This is a genomic window from Catellatospora tritici, from assembly GCF_019083965.1.
Classification (GTDB): Bacteria; Actinomycetota; Actinomycetes; order Mycobacteriales; family Micromonosporaceae; genus Catellatospora; species Catellatospora tritici.
Window position 1 is genome coordinate 150,960 of the sequence record NZ_JAHRCY010000018.1, and the last position, 17,139, is coordinate 168,098.

General features: G+C 72.0%; 13 protein-coding genes. 7 read left to right on the top strand and 6 right to left on the bottom strand.

The annotated features are described in order from the left end of the window. The first annotated feature begins 86 nt into the window (after nt 1-86). Together KUA19_RS31885 and KUA19_RS31890 are read left to right on the top strand one after the other, a co-directional pair. Nucleotides 87-3,020, top strand: a complete 2,934-nt coding sequence (locus KUA19_RS31885; RefSeq protein WP_217401984.1) for a carbohydrate-binding protein — start codon at nt 87-89, stop codon at nt 3,018-3,020. A 12-nt stretch (nt 3,021-3,032) separates the two neighbouring features. Beyond that, nucleotides 3,033-4,673 (top strand): glycoside hydrolase family 13 protein, encoded by a 1,641-nt coding sequence (locus KUA19_RS31890; RefSeq protein WP_217401986.1) that lies wholly within the window; start codon nt 3,033-3,035, stop codon nt 4,671-4,673. Nucleotides 4,674-4,771: 98 nt separating this feature from the next. Here the strand turns inward: KUA19_RS31890 and KUA19_RS31895 are convergent, their stop codons facing one another. Both KUA19_RS31895 and KUA19_RS31900 read right to left on the bottom strand, forming a co-directional pair. Continuing rightward, a complete protein-coding gene (locus KUA19_RS31895) occupies nt 4,772-5,623 on the bottom strand; it encodes an SCO6745 family protein (protein ID WP_217401988.1) in 852 nt (283 codons plus the stop codon). A 348-nt stretch (nt 5,624-5,971) separates the two neighbouring features. After that, on the bottom strand, nt 5,972-6,460 hold the full coding sequence (locus KUA19_RS31900; RefSeq protein WP_217401990.1) for a PaaI family thioesterase: 489 nt from the start codon (nt 6,458-6,460) through the stop codon (nt 5,972-5,974). Nucleotides 6,461-6,557: 97 nt separating this feature from the next. Here KUA19_RS31900 and KUA19_RS31905 point away from each other — a divergent pair, with 97 nt between their 5' ends. Then, entirely contained in the window at nt 6,558-7,346 is a 789-nt protein-coding gene (locus KUA19_RS31905) for a DUF8692 domain-containing protein (protein ID WP_217401992.1), read from the top strand. A 40-nt stretch (nt 7,347-7,386) separates the two neighbouring features. Beyond that, the gene (locus KUA19_RS31910) at nt 7,387-10,245 is read left to right on the top strand and encodes a helix-turn-helix transcriptional regulator (RefSeq protein ID WP_217401993.1); all 2,859 of its coding nucleotides are present in this window, start codon (nt 7,387-7,389) and stop codon (nt 10,243-10,245) included. Between the two features lie 36 nt (nt 10,246-10,281). On the opposite strand, the gene KUA19_RS31915 is transcribed toward KUA19_RS31910, so the two are convergent. Together KUA19_RS31915 and KUA19_RS31920 are read right to left on the bottom strand one after the other, a co-directional pair. Next, nucleotides 10,282-11,652, bottom strand: a complete 1,371-nt coding sequence (locus KUA19_RS31915) for a serine hydrolase domain-containing protein (protein WP_217401995.1) — start codon at nt 11,650-11,652, stop codon at nt 10,282-10,284. Between the two features lie 73 nt (nt 11,653-11,725). Then, nucleotides 11,726-12,073, bottom strand: a complete 348-nt coding sequence (locus KUA19_RS31920; protein ID WP_217401997.1) for a hypothetical protein — start codon at nt 12,071-12,073, stop codon at nt 11,726-11,728. A gap of 376 nt (nt 12,074-12,449) precedes the next feature. Here KUA19_RS31920 and KUA19_RS31925 point away from each other — a divergent pair, with 376 nt between their 5' ends. The 3 genes from KUA19_RS31925 to KUA19_RS31935 are packed head-to-tail and all read left to right on the top strand — an operon-like array spanning nt 12,450 to nt 15,247. Continuing rightward, nucleotides 12,450-14,021, top strand: a complete 1,572-nt coding sequence (locus tag KUA19_RS31925; protein WP_217401999.1) for a Na+/H+ antiporter — start codon at nt 12,450-12,452, stop codon at nt 14,019-14,021. Continuing rightward, entirely contained in the window at nt 14,018-14,269 is a 252-nt protein-coding gene (locus KUA19_RS31930) for a UBP-type zinc finger domain-containing protein (RefSeq protein ID WP_217402001.1), read from the top strand. The genes KUA19_RS31925 and KUA19_RS31930 overlap by 4 nt, the downstream gene beginning before the upstream one ends. A gap of 33 nt (nt 14,270-14,302) precedes the next feature. Further along, the gene (locus KUA19_RS31935) at nt 14,303-15,247 is read left to right on the top strand and encodes a GNAT family N-acetyltransferase (protein ID WP_217402003.1); all 945 of its coding nucleotides are present in this window, start codon (nt 14,303-14,305) and stop codon (nt 15,245-15,247) included. Nucleotides 15,248-15,369: 122 nt separating this feature from the next. Here KUA19_RS31935 and KUA19_RS31940 read toward each other — a convergent pair whose 3' ends face one another. Together KUA19_RS31940 and KUA19_RS31945 are read right to left on the bottom strand one after the other, a co-directional pair. Then, nucleotides 15,370-15,999, bottom strand: coding sequence for an MBL fold metallo-hydrolase (locus KUA19_RS31940; RefSeq protein ID WP_217402004.1), 630 nt, complete (start codon nt 15,997-15,999; stop codon nt 15,370-15,372). Continuing rightward, nucleotides 15,996-17,081, bottom strand: coding sequence for an S-(hydroxymethyl)mycothiol dehydrogenase (locus KUA19_RS31945; protein ID WP_217402006.1), 1,086 nt, complete (start codon nt 17,079-17,081; stop codon nt 15,996-15,998). Before KUA19_RS31945 ends, KUA19_RS31940 begins: the two co-directional genes overlap by 4 nt. Between the last annotated feature and the right edge of the window lie 58 nt (nt 17,082-17,139).

Consider the following 17,139-nt stretch of genomic DNA (forward strand, 5'->3'; position numbering starts at 1 on the left):
CACGGGGGAACCCCATCACCGCAGGGAAGGAGTAACGCACCATGCACCGCTCCACTGTCGTACCAGGGAAGACTGCACGCAATACCTTGCGCCTCGCGCTGGCCGCGGCGGCCGCCGCGGCGACCGCGCTGGTCACCGGCGTGCTCGCCGCGCTGCCCGCCGAGGCGGCCAGCACCACCTACCAGGCCGAGTCGGCCGCGTTGTCGGGCGGCACGACCGTCGCCACGGACCACACCGGCTATACCGGGTCCGGGTTCGTCGGCGGTTACACCGACGGCAACAAGGGCAACGCGAACACGACCTTCACGGTCAGCAACTCCGGTGCCGCCAGCCGCACGCTGACGCTGCGCTACGCCAACGGCACCACCGCGACCAAGACCCTGTCGCTGTACGTCAACGGCACGAAGATCAAGCAGATCGGCCTCAACGCCACCGCCAACTGGGACAGCTGGGGCACCGAGGTCGAGACCGTGAGCCTGCCCAACGGCAGCGCGACGGTGTCGTACAAGTTCGACACAGCCGACTCGGGCAACGTCAACCTGGACAGCCTGACCGTCGCCGACATCGCGGCGCCGCCCGCGGGCCAGTACGAGGCCGAGTCGGCCGCGCTGTCCGGGGGCACGGTCGTGGCCACCGACCACCCCGGGTTCACCGGGTCCGGGTTCGTCGGCGGTTACACCGACGGCAACAAGGGCAACGCGAACACCTCGTTCACGGTGAACGTGAGCGGCGCCGGGTCGCGGACGGTGACGCTGCGCTACGCCAATGGCACCGGTGCGACGATGACCCTGTCGCTGTACGCCAACGGCACCAAGACCGGGCAGCTCAGCCTGCCCGCGACGGCGAACTGGGACACCTGGGGCACGGTCGCGTCGTCGGTGAGCCTGAACAACGGCAACAACACCGTCGCGTACAAGTTCGACACGACCGACTCGGGCAACGTCAACATCGACAACATCACCGTGTCCGGTACCGCGGCCAGCCCGTCGGCCTCGCCGTCGCCTTCGCCGTCCCCGTCGCCGACCGGCCAGCCCGGCGGCCAGCCGTACGAGCTGGAGACCGGCTTCCTGTCCGGCGGCGCCTCGGCCGCGACCAGCACCGGCGGCTACAACGGCACCGGCTACGTGACCGGCCTGACCACCGTCGGCGCCCGCGTGATCCGCACCGTCAACACCACGGCGGCCGGGTCGGCGGCGACCACGCTGCGCTACACCAACACCAACGGCGCCAGCCGCACCGTGTCGGTGTACGTCAACGACCTCAAGACCGGCCAGCTCACGCTGCCCGCCGGGTCCGGCTGGCTCACCGTGGCGCAGAACCTGACCCTGCGCGCCGGACTCAACATCGTCACCTACCAGTACGACTCCGGCGACTCCGGCAACGTGCAGCTCGACACGCTGTACGTGACCGGCGGCGCGGCCCTGGCCAGCCGGGGCGCGACGGTGCCCTACACCACCTACGAGGCCGAGAGCGGCAGCACCAACGCGTCGGTGATCGGCCCGGACCGCACATACCTGACCGAGGCGTCGGAGGCGTCGGGCCGCAAGGCGGTCAAGCTGTCCAGCACCGGCCAGTACGTGCAGGTCACGCTGACCAATCCCGCCAACGCGCTGGTGATCCGCTACTCGATCCCGGACAACGCGGGCGGCACCGGCAACACCGCGCCGCTGGCGCTGTACAACGGCACCACCAAGGTCACCGACGTGACCATGAGCTCGGTGTACAGCTGGGTGTACGGGGCGTACCCGTACAACAACAACCCGGCCGGGGGCGAGCCGCACCGCTTCTTCGACGAGGTGCGGGTGACCCTGCCGAGCACGTACGCGGCGGGCACCGTGGTCAAGCTGCAGAAGGACTCGTCCTCCTCGGCGGCCTACTACACCATCGACCTGATCGAGGGCGAGGTCACCCCGGCCGCGCTCACCCAGCCCGCGAACTTCCTGTCGGTGACCGACTACGGCGCCGTGGTCAACGACGCCGGGGACGACACCAACGCGTTCAACAGCGCGATCTCGGCGGCGCAGAGCCAGGGCAAGGGCGTATGGGTGCCCTCGGGCACGTTCGTCATCAACGCGCGGCTCAACCTCAACAACGTGAGCGTGCGCGGCGCCGGCGAGTGGTACACCGTCATCAAGGGCACCAACGGCAAGGGCGGCTTCTTCGCCACCGGCTCGAACGTGCGCCTGGGCGACTTCACCATCGCCGGTGACGTGCGCTACCGCGACGACGCGGCGTTCGACACCGGCATCGAGGGCAACTTCGGCACCGGCTCGCTGGTCCATCACGTGTGGATCGAGCACACCAAGGTCGGCATGTGGCCCACCACCGGCACCAACGGCCTGTACACGGTCGGCGTGCGGATCCGGAACACCTTCGCCGACGGCGTGAACATCAACGGCGGGGCGAACAACGTCCGGATCGACCAGAGCGTGCTGCGCAACACCGGTGACGACGCCCTGGCCATGTGGTCCAACTCGGCCCCGGTGGCCAACAGCGCGTTCACGTTCAACACCGTCAACCTGCCGATGCTGGCCAACGGCGCGGCCATCTACGGCGGCACCGCCAACCGGATCGAGGACAACCTCATCACCGACTCGGTGTACGCCGGTGCCGGTATCGCCATCAGCACCTGGCACGGGGCGCTGGCGTTCAGCGGCACCACCTCGGTGCAGCGCAACACGCTGACGCGTACCAGCAGCTACGAGCGCAACTGGGGCTCGTCGCTGGGTGGTCTGTGGATCTACGCCGAGGCGACCGACATCACCGCGCCGGTCCTGGTCAAGGACGTCACCATCACCGACAGTCAATACCAGGGCATCCTGCTCAGCTACCTGAAGAACATCACGAACCTGACGCTGGACCACGTCGCCGTCAACGGGGCCGGGACGTACGGCATCGAGCTCAACGCCGCGGGCAGCGCCTACCTCACCTACGTCACCGTCACCGGAGCCGCGAGCGGCGGTCTGATCAACCGGACCGGCTACACGCTCAACCTCGGCCCCGGCAACAGCGGCTTCTGACCGAACAATTCAATGAGAGAGCAGGTACCCGTGTTTCACAACGACTCCCGTGACTGGTGGCGCCACGCGGCCATCTACCAGGTCTACCCGCGCTCCTTCGCCGACGCGAACGGCGACGGGACGGGCGACCTCGCGGGCATCCGCGCGAAGCTCGGGTACCTGCACGACCTGGGCATCAACGCGATCTGGTTCAGCCCGTGGTACCCGTCGCCGATGGCCGACGCGGGCTACGACGTGGCCGACTACCGTGACATCGACCCGAGCTTCGGCACCCTGGCCGAGGCGGAGGCGCTGATCGCCGAGGCGCACGCGTACGACATCCGCATCATCGTCGACATCGTGCCCAACCACTGCTCCGACGCCCACGCCTGGTTCCAGCGGGCGCTGACCGAGGGGCCGGGCTCGCCGATGCGGGAGCTGTTCTGGTTCCGCGAGGGCCGGGGCGAGCACGGCGAGCTGCCGCCCAACGACTGGCAGTCGGTGTTCGAGGGCCCGGCCTGGACCCGGGTGCCCGACGGGCAGTGGTACCTGCACCTGTTCGCCTCCGAGCAGCCCGACCTGAACTGGGACAACCCGCTGGTGCGGGCGGAGTTCGAGGACATCCTGCGGTTCTGGTTCGACCGGGGCGTGGACGGCATCCGGATCGACTCCGCCGCGATGTGCGTCAAGGACCCGGACCTGGCCGACTTCGACCGCAACAGCCCGCCGGACCCGCACCCGTTCGTCGACCGGGACGAGATCCACGACATCTACCGGGGCTGGCGCGTCATCGCCGACTCGTACGAGGTGCCGCGCGCCCTGATCGGCGAGGTGTGGCTGGCCGACATCGAGCGGTTCGCCCAGTACCTGCGCCCCGACGAGATGCACGCCGCGTTCAACTTCGACTTCCTGGGCGCCCCGTGGGAGGCCAAGGCGCTGCGCGCCTGCGTCGACGCGACGCTGGCCTCGCACGCCCCGGTCGGCGCACCCAGCACCTGGGTGCTGTGCAACCACGACGTGACCCGCACCGTCACCCGCTACGGCCGGGCCGAGACCCGGTTCGACCACGCGCTGCGCCAGGCCCGGCACCAGCTGCCGACCGACCCGGCACTGGGGCTGCGCCGGGCACGGGCGGCGGCGCTGCTCACCCTGGCCCTGCCCGGCTCGGTGTACGTGTACCAGGGCGAGGAGCTGGGGCTGACCGAGGTCGAGGACCTGCCCGGCGCGGTCCGCCAGGACCCGATCTTCCACCGCTCCGGCGGCAACGACCCGGGCCGCGACGGCTGCCGGGTGCCGCTGCCGTGGTCGACCGAAGGGGCCTCGCTCGGGTTCAGCCCCGAGGGCGGGCAGCCCGCGTGGCTGCCGCAGCCGGGGCACTGGGCCGGGCAGACGGTCGCGGCGCAGCTGGCCGACCCGGACTCGATGCTGCGGCTGTACCAGGCGGCGCTGGCCCTGCGCGGGGCCGAGGCCGGACTCGGCGACGGCCCGATGACCTGGCTCGACAGCGAGGACCAGGTGCTGGCCTTCTCTCGCCCCGGCGGCCTGATCTGCGTCGTCAACTTCGGCGAGAACCCGGTCGACCTGCCCTGGCACACCGAGCTGCTGCTGGTCAGCGGGCCGCTGGCCGACGGTCAGCTGCCGACCGACACCGCGGTCTGGCTGCGCACGGCCTGAGGTGACCACCCGCGGCGGCAGATGAGCGGTCTGCCGCCGCGGGTTCCGCTGACCTGCCCGCACGCGCCGCATTCCGGTCGGCAGGGTGACTGCTCGCCTCAGATCGTGGCGGGGTCGGGCAGGTGGACCGGGTTGATACGGGGGATCGCCGTGAAGGTCACCTCGGCCAGCGGGCTGAGCAGCTCCATCAGCCGTTGGGTGCGCTCCTGCCCGAATCGCGCCCACACCCGCACCGCATCGCGGTCCGTGGCGTGCTCGACCGCCGCGTACGCCGCGCTCCCGGCCTCCGTCGCCGCCCCGGCGGCGTCCAGCCAGCCGCGCTCGGTCAGCGCGGCGACCGCGCCGTCCCACTCGTCGTCGGTCCAGCCGCGATAGGACTGGTACTCCGCCCGCGCCTCGGGCTCCGTCCGCCAGACCGCCGACTCGACGCCGCTGAACCCGTGGGCCACCAGTGCCGCCACGTGCCCGTCACCGCGGTGCTCCCGCATCGTCGTCGCGACCTGCCACAGGCGGGCCAGCGGGTCGTCGGATCGCGCCAGCGCCATGTTGGCCGCGCCCAGCGCGTGACCGGCCGGGTCGAGCAGGTCCGCCGCGCCCTCGGCCAGGTCCGCCATCTCGCCCAGAGCGCCCAGGTCCACGTCGGCGAGCAGCCGCGACAGCGCGGCCGTCGCGCCGGCCACCCGCGCGGTCAGCGCCGCCGCGGGCGTCGCTCGGGACCACACGTCGGGCAGGGCCCGCTCCACCATGGCGGGCGCGAAACCGTACGCCGTGGCGATGCCGAGCGGGGCGTCGATCGGGCCGAGTGGTGCCATCCGGCCGCCGAAGTAGCCCCGCCAATAACCCCGCAGACCGACCTCCGCGTACGCCGCGAGGGCCTCCGGGGTGAAGTAGGTGACCGTGTGGATCGGTTCTAGCCGGGCCCACATCTGGCGTGCGACATGCGGATTCATCGGGCTCCTCCACGACCGCGGGCACGCTGCGCCGCGGACCCGTGGCCCATTCTGGCCCGCGAAGCTACCCGTGGGTAGCCCCTGTTCGTCACATCGAGAGCCGGTCGACGCTGCGACGGCTTGGGGCTGAGGGTTGCCGATGATCGTCGTGCGCGGTCAAATACTCGGCTATAGGTCCAGGTTCTGACCTCGGATAGCGATCATCGGCTCGAACAGCCCGAAGATCGCGACTTCCGGTCACTTCGCTGCGCCGGATGCCGGGCCGGAGCTCGACTTCCGGGCCGGAATGGCGATCCGCAACCCGAGCGGGTGGGGAATCGCGGTGTCGGCTCCGCGGGACCGGCCCGGTCAGGTGGTGCGGTGGCGGGCGAAGTGGTCGAAGGTGACCGCGATGAAGACAGCGGTGGCGCGTAGCACCGGCTCGGCGGCCGCGTCGTCGATCATCGCCTCGGCGCTCAGGTGCACCTTGCGCCCGTCGGTGCCGGTGCAGTACGCCCTGATGTGCAGCGTGGTGCCGATCGGCACCGGCCGCAGGTAGTCGACGGACAGGTTCGCGGTGACCGCGGGCCGTCCCAGCAGCAGCGCCGCGCTGCCGAACGCCTCGTCCAGGGCGGCGGACAGCAGCCCGCCGTGGGCCAGACCCGGCGCGCCCTGGTGATCGCGGGTCAGCTCGACGGTGCTGTGCACCGACACCCCCTCGCCGACCACCACCCGCGAGCGCAGCCCGGTCGGGTGGGCCGGGCCGCAGCCGTAGCAGTGGTGGAAGTGCGACGGCAGCACGCTGCCGGGCCCCGGGGCTTCGGGGTGGGGGAGGGGCGCCGTGCTCGACCGCTGCATGGCCCGAGGGTAGCGCGCGGGACGGGCGTAACTAGTTGAGCTGATTTCGCCGTTATATCCATAACATGACGAGATCGACGACAAAAGAAGTGACACGATGAGAATCGACCTTCCGGCGCCCCGCAAGCTGCTGTCCGCGCTGCTGTGGACCGTTGCCGCGCTGCACCTGCTCAGCTTCGGCAGCAACTTCGTCTACCACGGGCTGGGCCTGCACCACCCCATCCCGGCCTTCACCTGGATAACGATCTTCGTGAATGTAGACAAGGAGAAGAACCTGCCGACCTGGTTCTCCTCCGGGATGCTGGCCCTGTGCGGCCTGATCCTGTGGCAGGTGGCCGGCACGGTGAAGGCGGCCGGCGAGCGCTACGCCAGGCACTGGCGGATGCTGTCGGTGATCTTCCTCTTCCTGTCGCTGGACGAGATCACCCAGCTCCACGAGCTGAGTCGCAAGATCGGGATCATCACCGCGGCCAAGGAGGCGTACCTGTCCTGGATCGTGGTGGCGGCGCCGTTCGTGCTGGTCTTCGCGCTGTCGTACCTGAAGTTCCTGTTCCACCTGCCGCGGCGCATCCGCCTGCTGGTCACCGGGGGCGCGGTGCTGTTCGTCTCCGGCGCGGTCGGGCTGGAGATCGTCGGGGCGTTCATCGGGCGCAAGGTCAGCGACGACACCGGTCCGGGCTGGGCGTACCTGCAGTACCTGATGGCCGCGTCGGCGGAGGAACTGTTCGAGATGCTCGGCGTCGTGGTCTTCATGTATGCCATCGGCTGTTTCCTGCACGAGCGCCAGCAGGCCGCCACCGGCACCGCCACCCCGGTCCAGCGCCCGGTCGCCCGCCATGCCCGTGCGGCCGTCGGTGCTGCCGCCCCGGACGGCACCATGCGGTGACGTGCCGCGCGGGCGGTCGGCGCTCGCTACGCTTGGTCCCGTGGAGTCTGGTTTGCCCTATATGGCGGGCCGGGACGCCGAACGGGACCAGCTGTTCGCCGCCGCGCGCGCCGCCGCAGCCGGGCACGGCAGCGCCGTGCTGCTGCAGGCCCCGGTCGGGCTGGGCAAGACCACCCTGCTGGATCACCTGGCCGCCGAGTGCGCCCGGCTCGGCATGCGGGTGCTGCGCGGCACGGCCGAGGAGCTGGAGCAGGAGCTGCCGTTCGCGGCGATCTCCACGTGCGTGGCCGACACCCGTACCATCGCCGCCGACCCGGACCTGGCCCACGTCGCGGCCCTGCTGCGCGGCGAGGGCGCCCTGACCCACAGCGCCACCGCCGCCAACCATGAGCTGGCCCTGACCGAGGCGATCCTGGACCTGACCGACCGGTGGCTCAGCCGGGGCCCGCTCGCGCTGCTGCTCGACGAGGCCCAGTGGACCGACCGGGCCAGCGCCGTGGTGCTGCACCGGCTGGCCCGCACCATCGAGCAGACCCCGCTGCTGCTGGTCATCGCCGCCCGGGTGGTGGCCCAGGGCGAGGCCCTGGACGGCCTGGAACGCAGCCTCGTCGGCCGGGGCGCCACCGTGCTCACCCTGCCGCCGCTGACCCCCGAACAGACCCGCGCCCTGGTCGAGCACCGACTCGGTGCCATACCGTCCCCGGCGCTGCTGGCCATGCTCGACGCGGCCGGCGGCAACCCCACCTACCTCGGGGCGATCCTGGCCGACGCGGTCAAGGACGGCACCGTCGTGGTCGCCGACGGGCGGGCGGACCTGGCCGCCGGTGCCCGGCGGGACGGCGTGCCCCGGCCGCTGGCCGAGATCGCCGCGCACGAGCTGGAACTCATCCCGCGCCGCTACCGCGAGGCGGTGCAGACCGCGGCCGTGCTGGGCGCGACCGTGGACGTCGGGCAGCTCGCCGCCGTGCTCGACACCCCGGTGATGGACCTCGCCGACGTCATCTCCGACGCCATCCGGGCCGGGATGCTCGTCGAGACCGAGCAGACGCTGCGGTTCCGGCAGAACCTCACCCGCCAGGCGCTGGCGCAGAGCCTGCCCGCGGCGGTGCGCGCCGCGCTGCACCAGCGCGCCGGACGGGTGCTGGAGCAGCAGCACGCGCCCGTCGAACAGGTCGCCGCGCACCTGCTCGCCTCGGGACGGCTCGAAGGCGACGACATCGCCTGGATCGAGGCCAACGCCGACGTGCTGCTCGTGCGCGCCGCCGAGCCGACGGTGCGACTGCTGCGCCAGGCCCTGGCCTCGGTCACCGGCCAGGCGGCGGACCTGACCGCGCGGCTGCGCCGTCACCTGGTCCGGGCGCTGCTGTGGGCGGGCGACCCGGTTCAGGCCGAGACGCAGGCCCGCGAGGCGCTGGCGGGCGACGTGCCCGCCGACTCGGCGTGCCGCACCGAGCTGCGCTGGCTGCTCACCCAGGCGTGCTACCGCCAGGGACACCTGCAGGACACCATCGACACCGTCGCGGCGGCCCTGGCCGACCCGGACACCACCGTGGGGCAGGCCGGGCGGCTGCGTGGCACCGCCGCGGTGTGCCTGCTGCTCCTGGGACGCTACGACGAGGGTATGGCCTGGGCCGACCGCTCCGTCGCCGACGGCGAGTCGGCCGCCGACGACGCGGCGATCGGCATCGGCAGCATGGCCAAGGCGTTCGCGTTGAGCCGCGACGACCTCACCGAGTCGCTGACGCTGGTGGACCGGGCCATCGGCTGCCTCGGTCCCGGCATCCAGCCCGACCTTCAGGTCGACCCGTACACGCTGAAGGCGTTCTGTCTGATCGAGCTGGACCGCCTCGCCGAGGCCGACGAGGCGAGCGCCACCGCGGTACGGGTCAACCAGCGCTCCGGCGGCATGTATCTGACCAGCGCGTACGTCGCCCGCGCCCACCTGCGTTTCCTACAGGGGCGCTGGGACGACGCGCGAGCCGAGTGCCGCACCGGCCTGGACGGGCCCGACCCGCTCGGGCACGCCTCGCGGCTGTGGGCCTTCGACGCGCTGATCGGGGTGCACCGCGGCGAACCGGGCGCGGGGCTGGACGTCCCCGCCATACCGGTGGCCCCGGAGGACGACGGCGGCAACCGGGTGCTGGTCCAGTGGGCGCAGGCGCTGGGCGAGGAGGCGCTGGGTGGCTACGACAAGGCCTTCGAACTGCTGCATCCGGCCTGGGTCCAGGCGGGCGGCGTGTGGGGGCAGCGGCTGATCTACCGGATCACCGCGGATCTGGTCCGCACCCTGGTCGCGCTCGGCCGCGACGGCGAGCTCGCCGAGCTGGTCGAGGCGCTGCGCGAACTGGTCGACAGCCAGCCGGTGCCCAGCCTGCGCGGCTGCCTGGCCCTGTGCGAGGGCACCCGCAGCGGCGACCCGGCGCCGCTGGCCGAGGCCGTGGTCTGGTTCCGCCGTGCGGGCTGGCCCCTGTACGAGGGCTACGCCCACGAGGCCGTCGCGGTGGCGCACGCGAACAACGGCGCGACCGCCGACGCCCGCGCGGCCCTGCGCCGGGCGCTGGCGGTCTACGCCGAGGTCGATGCCGACTGGGACGTCGGCCGGGCCAAGGCGCGCGCCCGGCAGGCGGGGCTGCGCACCGGCGTACGCGGCACCCGCAACCGGCCCAAGCACGGCTGGGCCGCGCTCACCGACACCGAGCTGCGGGTGGCCGAGCAGGTCGCGGCCGGACTGTCCAATCCCGACATCGCCGCGCAGATGTTCCTGTCCCGGCGTACCGTGCAGTCGCACGTCTCCAGCATCCTGGCCAAACTCGGCCTCACCTCACGCGTCGAACTGGCCGTGGCCGTCCATTCGGCCGCCGACCGCACCCACCCGGTGACGGAGCAGCCGGGCGGGTGAGCAGACGGTGCGCACAGCTGACGCGCCGAACCCTGATCAGCGGCCGCGCCAGCCCGCCGGATCCACGCCGCCGGGCACGTCGGCGCCCGCGTCGTACGGGGTACGGGTGAAGACGAAGCTGCCCAGGTCCAGATGGTCGACGGTGCCGTCGGCGCGGCGCACCACGCGCAGCGTCTCCCCGGCGTAGTAGCCGTCCAGACCCAGCCAGGTGCCGTCGGGCTGCGCCTTCAACCGGGCGCCGCGACCCGTCCCGACCAGCGGGCCGAGTTCGAGGTCGCCGTCGGCGCACAGCTTGAGGCCCACCCCGCCCGGCCCCCAGTACCAGGGTCCGGTCAGCTCCAGCAGCGCCGGGTCGAACTCGGCCAGCGGCTGCCACGGCTCGGGGATGCGCGGCTCGTGCTCGCACACGATGCGGACCAGGTCCGCGCCCAACCCGCCGATCGATATGCCGGAGGTGGTGTTCGCCAGCACCACGGCGGCGATCCGTTCGGTCGGGCTGAACCACAGCACGGCCAGGAAGCCGGGCATGGAACCGGTGTGCCCGGCCAGGATGCGGCCGTGGTCGCGCTTGAGCTGCAGACCCAGGCCGTACCCGCCCTCCCACTGGTCACCGTCGGGCGGGCTGGCGGCGGTGCGCATCAGCTCGACCGCGGCGGCGGGCAGCACGGCCGGGTGGCCCTCGGCCAGGAACGCCGCGAACCGGCACAGGTCGGTGATGGTCGACCAGAGCTGGCCCGCCGGCGCCAGTCGGCCGGCGTCCTCGGTCGGCTCGGGCAGCAGCACGTCCGCCCACGGGTGCACCGCCCAGCCCAGCGCGTGCGGGGCCTGTGGCAGCAGCGAGGTGCGGGTCATCCCCAGCGGCGTCAGGATCTCCCGCTGCAGCACCTGCTCCAGCGACTGCCCGCGCAGCCGCTCCACCAGCGCGCCCAGCAGCGCGAACCCCGGGTTGGAGTAGTGGAACCGGTGCCCGGCCGGGTGCTTGCGGTAGTCGTCGTCGAGGATGTCGCCCAGCTCCGGTCGCAGGTCGCCCGGGGTGCGCTCCCACCACGGCGCGGGCGTCTCGGCGGCGACGCCGCTGGTGTGGGCCAACAGCTGGAAGATGGTCGCCGAGCCCGCGGGGGCGTCGGGCAGGTGCCGCGACAGCTGGTCGTCGAGGTCGATCAGGCCTTCCTCGCGCAGGCGCAGCACCAGTACGGCGACGAAGGTCTTGGTCAGCGAGCCGATCCGGTACTGCGTGTCGTCCCCCGGCACCGCGCCGTCGACCAGGCCGTAACCCTCGCTCCAGACCCTGGCGCCGTCGCGTAGGACGGCCGCGGTCATCGAGGGCGCCCGGCCCTGGGTCTGCGCGGTGGCGATGCGGTGCAGCAGGGCGCGGCTGGTGGCCGGCAGCAGTGTCGTCTCAGGCATGCGGCACATCGTGCCATGCGTGAAGGGACCGGCGGGGGTACGCCCGCCGGTCCGAGGGACGGATGACCGTGGCTCACCAGCGGTTGCCGCCGTGGTGGTTGTCGCCGTGGTGGTTGTTGCCGTGATGGTTGTTGTGGTTGTTGTAGTGGTGGTTGTTGTAGTGGTGGTGGTCGTTGTACCAACGACACTTGTACGACGTGTAGCGGTGGTGGTGGTGCCAGTACGTCTGCCGGTAGCAACGTCGCCCCGTGTCGGGCGCGGCCGCCGTCGTGTCCTGAACGGACACCTGCCCGACGGCCGGTGCCGCCGCCGCCGCGGGTTTGGCCATGACCGCCGCGCCGGTGAGCATGACCAGTACGATCCCGATCACGGTCACCAGCGCCCGCAACCGGGCCCCTGCCACCTGAACTGCCTCCTGCATCGCGGTGCCTCCTCCCTGGAAGCTGTTGCGTGGATCACACCATTGAAGAACGGCCTTTTGACCTGGTCAAAGGCGTGTAAGGCAGATCCGCCGCCAGCCCGGCCGCCACTCGAGGAGGTTCACCCGGCGTTCACGGAAGGCCCCTACTAACCGGCAGGTAGATCGGATACCCGGGCGGTAACCCGGCGCCACGCGTCCGCTTGGCGACACACGCTGACCTGGGTGAACTTCGAGTGAACAGAAGCGGTGGCCGCTCTGGTTCCTACGATGCGGGAGAGGATTCTTACCTACCGGCCGGTCAGCGGGATTACCGGACGGCAGGCAGGCAGCCCCGGCTGCCGTCCGGACCAAGCACCGCAGCCCCTAGGCTCTATCCGTGAATGCGCTGCTGGTAGCGGTGGTATTGGCCTCGGTGGTAGTCGCGGTGACCGCGCTGTCGCGCAGGTACGGCTTGCTCAACCCGATCGCGCTGGTGATCGTGGGCCTGATCCTCGCCCTGGTGCCGGGCTTCCCGGCGCTGCGGTTGGAACCGGAACTCGTCCTCATCGGCATCCTGCCGCCCCTGCTGTACGTCGCGGCGCTGGAGACCTCGGTGCCCGCGTTCCGGTACAACCTGCGGCCCATCCTGCTGCTGGCCGTGGGCCTGGTCATCGTCACGACGGCCGCCGTCGGCCTGACCGTGCACGCGCTGATGCCGAACGTGCCGCTGGCGGCCTGTCTGGCGCTGGGTGCGGTGGTCGCCCCGCCCGACGCGATCGCCGCCACCGCCGTGGCGCGCCGGATCGGGCTGCCCCGCCGGGTGGTGACCATCCTGGAAGGCGAGAGCCTGCTCAACGACGCCACCGCGCTGGTGCTGTTCCGGGTCGCGGTCGCCGCCGCCATCGGTGCCGCCGTCGGTCCGATGGCGATCGCCGGTCAGGTGCTGACGGCCGCGGGCGGCGGCATCCTGGTGGGCGCGGTCGGGGCGCTGGCCGCCGCGTACGTACACCGCAAGACCACCGACCCGCTGCTGGACAACTCGATCTCGCTGATCACGCCGTTCGCGGTCACCGCGGTGGCCGAGTCGATCCACGCCTCGGCCGTGGTCGCCGTCGTCGTCACCGGCCTCTACCTCGGCCACCGGATGCCCACGCTGATGTCGGCCCAGTCGCGGCTGCAGATGAGCGCGTTCTGGAAGATGGTCACGTACATGGTGGAGGGGCTGGTCTTCCTGCTGGTCGGCCTGCAGCTGCGCGACGTGCTGGAGAACCTGCAGGCCCCGGCCGACCAGGTGCTGTGGCTGACGCTCGCGGTGCTGGCCACCGTCATCGGCGTCCGCTTCGTCTGGATGTACCCGGCCACCTACCTCACTCGACTGCTGCCCCGGGTCCGCCGCCGCGACCCTGCCCCGAACATCTCCATCCCCACCGTGCTCGCCTGGGCGGGCATGCGCGGCGTGGTCACCCTGGCCACCGCGCTGGCCCTGCCCGCGACCCTGGCCGGGGGAATGGAGTATCCCCGGGCGCTGTTCGTGTGGCTGGCGTTCGCGGTGATCGTCGGGACGCTGGTGCTGCAGGGCATGACCCTGCCGGCGGTGGCCCGGCGGCTCGGGGTGCCCCGGGACGACCCCACCCGCGACACTCTCGCCGAGGCGCAGGTGCAGCAGCAGGCCAGCAAGGCCGCCCTCGAGCGGCTGGAGCAGCTCGCCGAGCGGGCCACCCCGGACGTGGTGGCCAAGCTGCGTGACCTCACCGAGCGCCGGTCCAACTCGGTATGGGAGCGCCTGGGCGGCAATCGGGAAACCCCGTCCGCCACCTACGTGCGGCTGAGGCGGGAGATGCTGGAAGCCGAGCGGGCGGTGTTTCGGACGGCACGGGACGCGGGAAAGATCCCCGAAGAGGTTCTGGTCCGGGCTCAGCGGGACATGGACCTGGAAGAGTCGATGCTGCATCGGATGGGAGAAGCATGAGCTGCGAAGACCTGAAGACCGCCGAGAACCCGCCGCCCACGGCTGAGGGCTGCGAGGAGTGCCTGCGCGACGGCACCGGCTGGGTGCACCTGCGCCGCTGCCTGACCTGTGGGCACATCGGCTGCTGCGACTCCTCGCCGCAGAAGCACGCCACGCTGCACTACCACGAGACCGAGCACCCGGTCATCCAGTCGTTCGAGCCCGGCGAGGACTGGCGCTGGTGCTACGTCCACGAGGTGGTGGGCTGACCTGAGCACCGCCCGGCCGGTACGGTGCCGGGCATGGTGATCGAGGTCGACACGGAGCGGGCCGACGAGGCGCTGCTGCGGCACATGTACGAGATCCGCCGGGTCTGCCACCGGGCGGTCGCGCCGCAGGAGGAACCGCCCGACCAGGCCTGGGGCGTCGCGTCGATGCGGGTCACCCCACCCGGCGAGCAGCGCTGGCACGGCGTGGTCGGCGACCCGGTCGTCGCCTTCGCCGGACTCTACCTGCCGCCCGGCGTACCGACGGGGTTCCTGCGCATCTGCGTGCTGCCGGAGCACCGCCGCCGCGGGTACGGTTCCGCGCTGCTGAACACGGCGCTGGACCGGGCCCGTGCCGCGGGCCGTACCCACATCACGGGCGTCTACGGCGACCCGGCGGCCGCCGGGTTCACCGCCGCGACCGGCGCCGAGCGCGGCCACAGCGTGATCGCCTGCCGCCTGGACCTGCCCGCACACCTGCCCCCCGTGCCGGTCCCCGGCTACCGCGCGGTCTCGTGGACCGGCGCCACCCCCGCCGACCTGCTCGACTCGTACGCGCGGGCGCGCAACGCGATCGCCGACGCCCCGACCGACTCCGGCGGGCGGCTGCACGACGAGTGGACGCCGGAGCGGGTCCGCGACGAGGAGGCGGCCGTCGCCGAGCGCGGGCAGCAGCTGCGCGTCACCGCGATCGTCGCCGACTCCGGCGAGATCGCCGCGCTGACCCAGCTGGTGGTGCCGCCGCCGCCGCAGAAGATCGTGTCCACCGAGGACACCGCCGTCGTGGCCGCACACCGGCGGCGAGGGCTCGCGACCTGGGTGAAGGCCGAGTCGCTGGCGCTGCTGGTGGCCGACCGCCCGGACCTGGAGGTGGTCAAGACCTCGAACGCGGGCAGCAATACGGGCATGCTCGCGGTCAACCGCGCGCTGGGCTTCACCGTCACCAGCACGTGGACCAGCGTCGTCTACCACCTCACCTGATCCACCCCGACCCGCGCGCCGCGTCGACGCCGGACGGGCGTCGGTGCGGGGGAGAGCGTTAAGAAGGGCCCCTTCTATCACGTAATGCGATAAGAAGGTGCCCTTCCTTACCCCGCAAGGGGTCAGTGGCCGCGGGCTAGCCAGGCGTCTAGGTGGGGGGATTCAGCGGCGATGGTGGTGGTGTCGCCGTGGCCGGTGTGGACGGTCGTGTCGCCGGGCAGGGTGAGCAGACGGCCCCGGATGGACTCGATGATCGTCCCGAAGTCGCTGTAGGAGCGTCCGGTCGCCCCGGGGCCGCCCTGGAACAGGGTGTCCCCGGAGAACAGGGCCTTCAGCGAGGGTGCGTACAGGCAGATCGCGCCGGGGGAGTGGCCGGGGGTGTGCAGCACCCACAGGTCGGTTCCGGCGACGGTGAGGCAGTCGCCGGAGGCCAGCTCGCGGTCGGGTGCCCGGTCGGGGTGGGTCTGGTCCCACAGCATCCGGTCGTCGGGGTGCAGCATGATCGGCGCGCCGGTGAGCCGGGCCAGCTCCGGGGCGGCGTCGATGTGGTCGTTGTGCCCGTGCGTACTCACGATGGCCACCACGCGGCGCCCGCCCGCCGCCGCGGCGATGGCCGCCGCGTCGTGGGCGGCGTCGACGACCAGCACGTCGGAGTCGTTGCCGATGAGCCAGACGTTGTTGTCGACCTCCCACTCGCCGCCGTCGAGGCGGAACACGCCGTGGGTCACCACTAGCTCGATGCGGGCGGTCACAGCAGCACCACCGAACGCAGCACCTCGCCGCGGCCCATCTTGGCGAACGCCTCCTCGACCTGGTCCAGCGCGATCGTCTCGGAGACGAACGCGCCGAGGTCGAGCCGTCCCTGCCGGTACAGCTCCAGCAGCACCGGGAAGTCGCGGGACGGCAGGCAGTCGCCGTACCAGGAGGACTTGAGGGCGCCGCCGCGACCGAAGACGTCGAGCAGGGGGAGTTCCAGCTTCATGTCGGGGGTGGGCACGCCGACCAGGACGACGGTGCCGGCGAGGTCGCGGGCGTAGAAGGCCTGGCGGTAGGTCTCGGGTCGGCCGACCGCGTCGACGACGACGTCGGCGCCGAAGCCGCCGGTCAGCTCCTGGATCGCGACGACCACGTCGGACTGCCCGCCGTTGACGGTGTGGGTGGCGCCGAGCTGCCGGGCCCACTCCAGCTTCCGGTCGTCGAGATCGACGCCGATGATGGTAGTGGCCCCGGCCAGGCGGGCACCGGCGATCGCGGCGTTGCCGACGCCGCCGCAGCCGATGACGGCGACGCTGTCGCCGCGGGTGACCGCGCCGGTGTTGAGCGCCGCACCGAGCCCGGCCATGACGCCGCAGCCGAGCAGCCCGGCGACCTCCGGCGGCACGCTCGGATCGACCTTGGTGCACTGCCCGGCCGCGACCAGCGTCTTGTCGGCGAACGCGCCGATGCCCAGGGCGGGCGCGAGCGGGGTGCCGTCGGCGAGGGTCATCTTCTGCTTGGCGTTGTGCGTGGCGAAGCAGTACCAGGGGCGGCCGCGTCGGCAGGCCCGGCACTGCCCGCAGACGGCGCGCCAGTTGAGCACCACGTAGTCGCCCGGCGCGATCTCCGTGACGTCGGCGCCGACCGCCTCGACCACCCCGGCCGCCTCGTGGCCGAGCAGGAACGGGAAGTCGTCGTTGATGCCGCCCTCGCGGTAGTGCAGGTCGGTGTGGCATACCCCGCAGGCTTGCACCGCCACCAGCGCCTCACCGGGCCCGGGGTCGGGGACGAGCACGGTCTCGACACCCACCGGCGCGTTCTTGGCGCGGGCGACGACACCGCGTACCTCATGCACCACCGTGACCTCCTTGGCACGTGGACGAAGTTCACGGCGATGTTACCCGCGTCACGCCCGC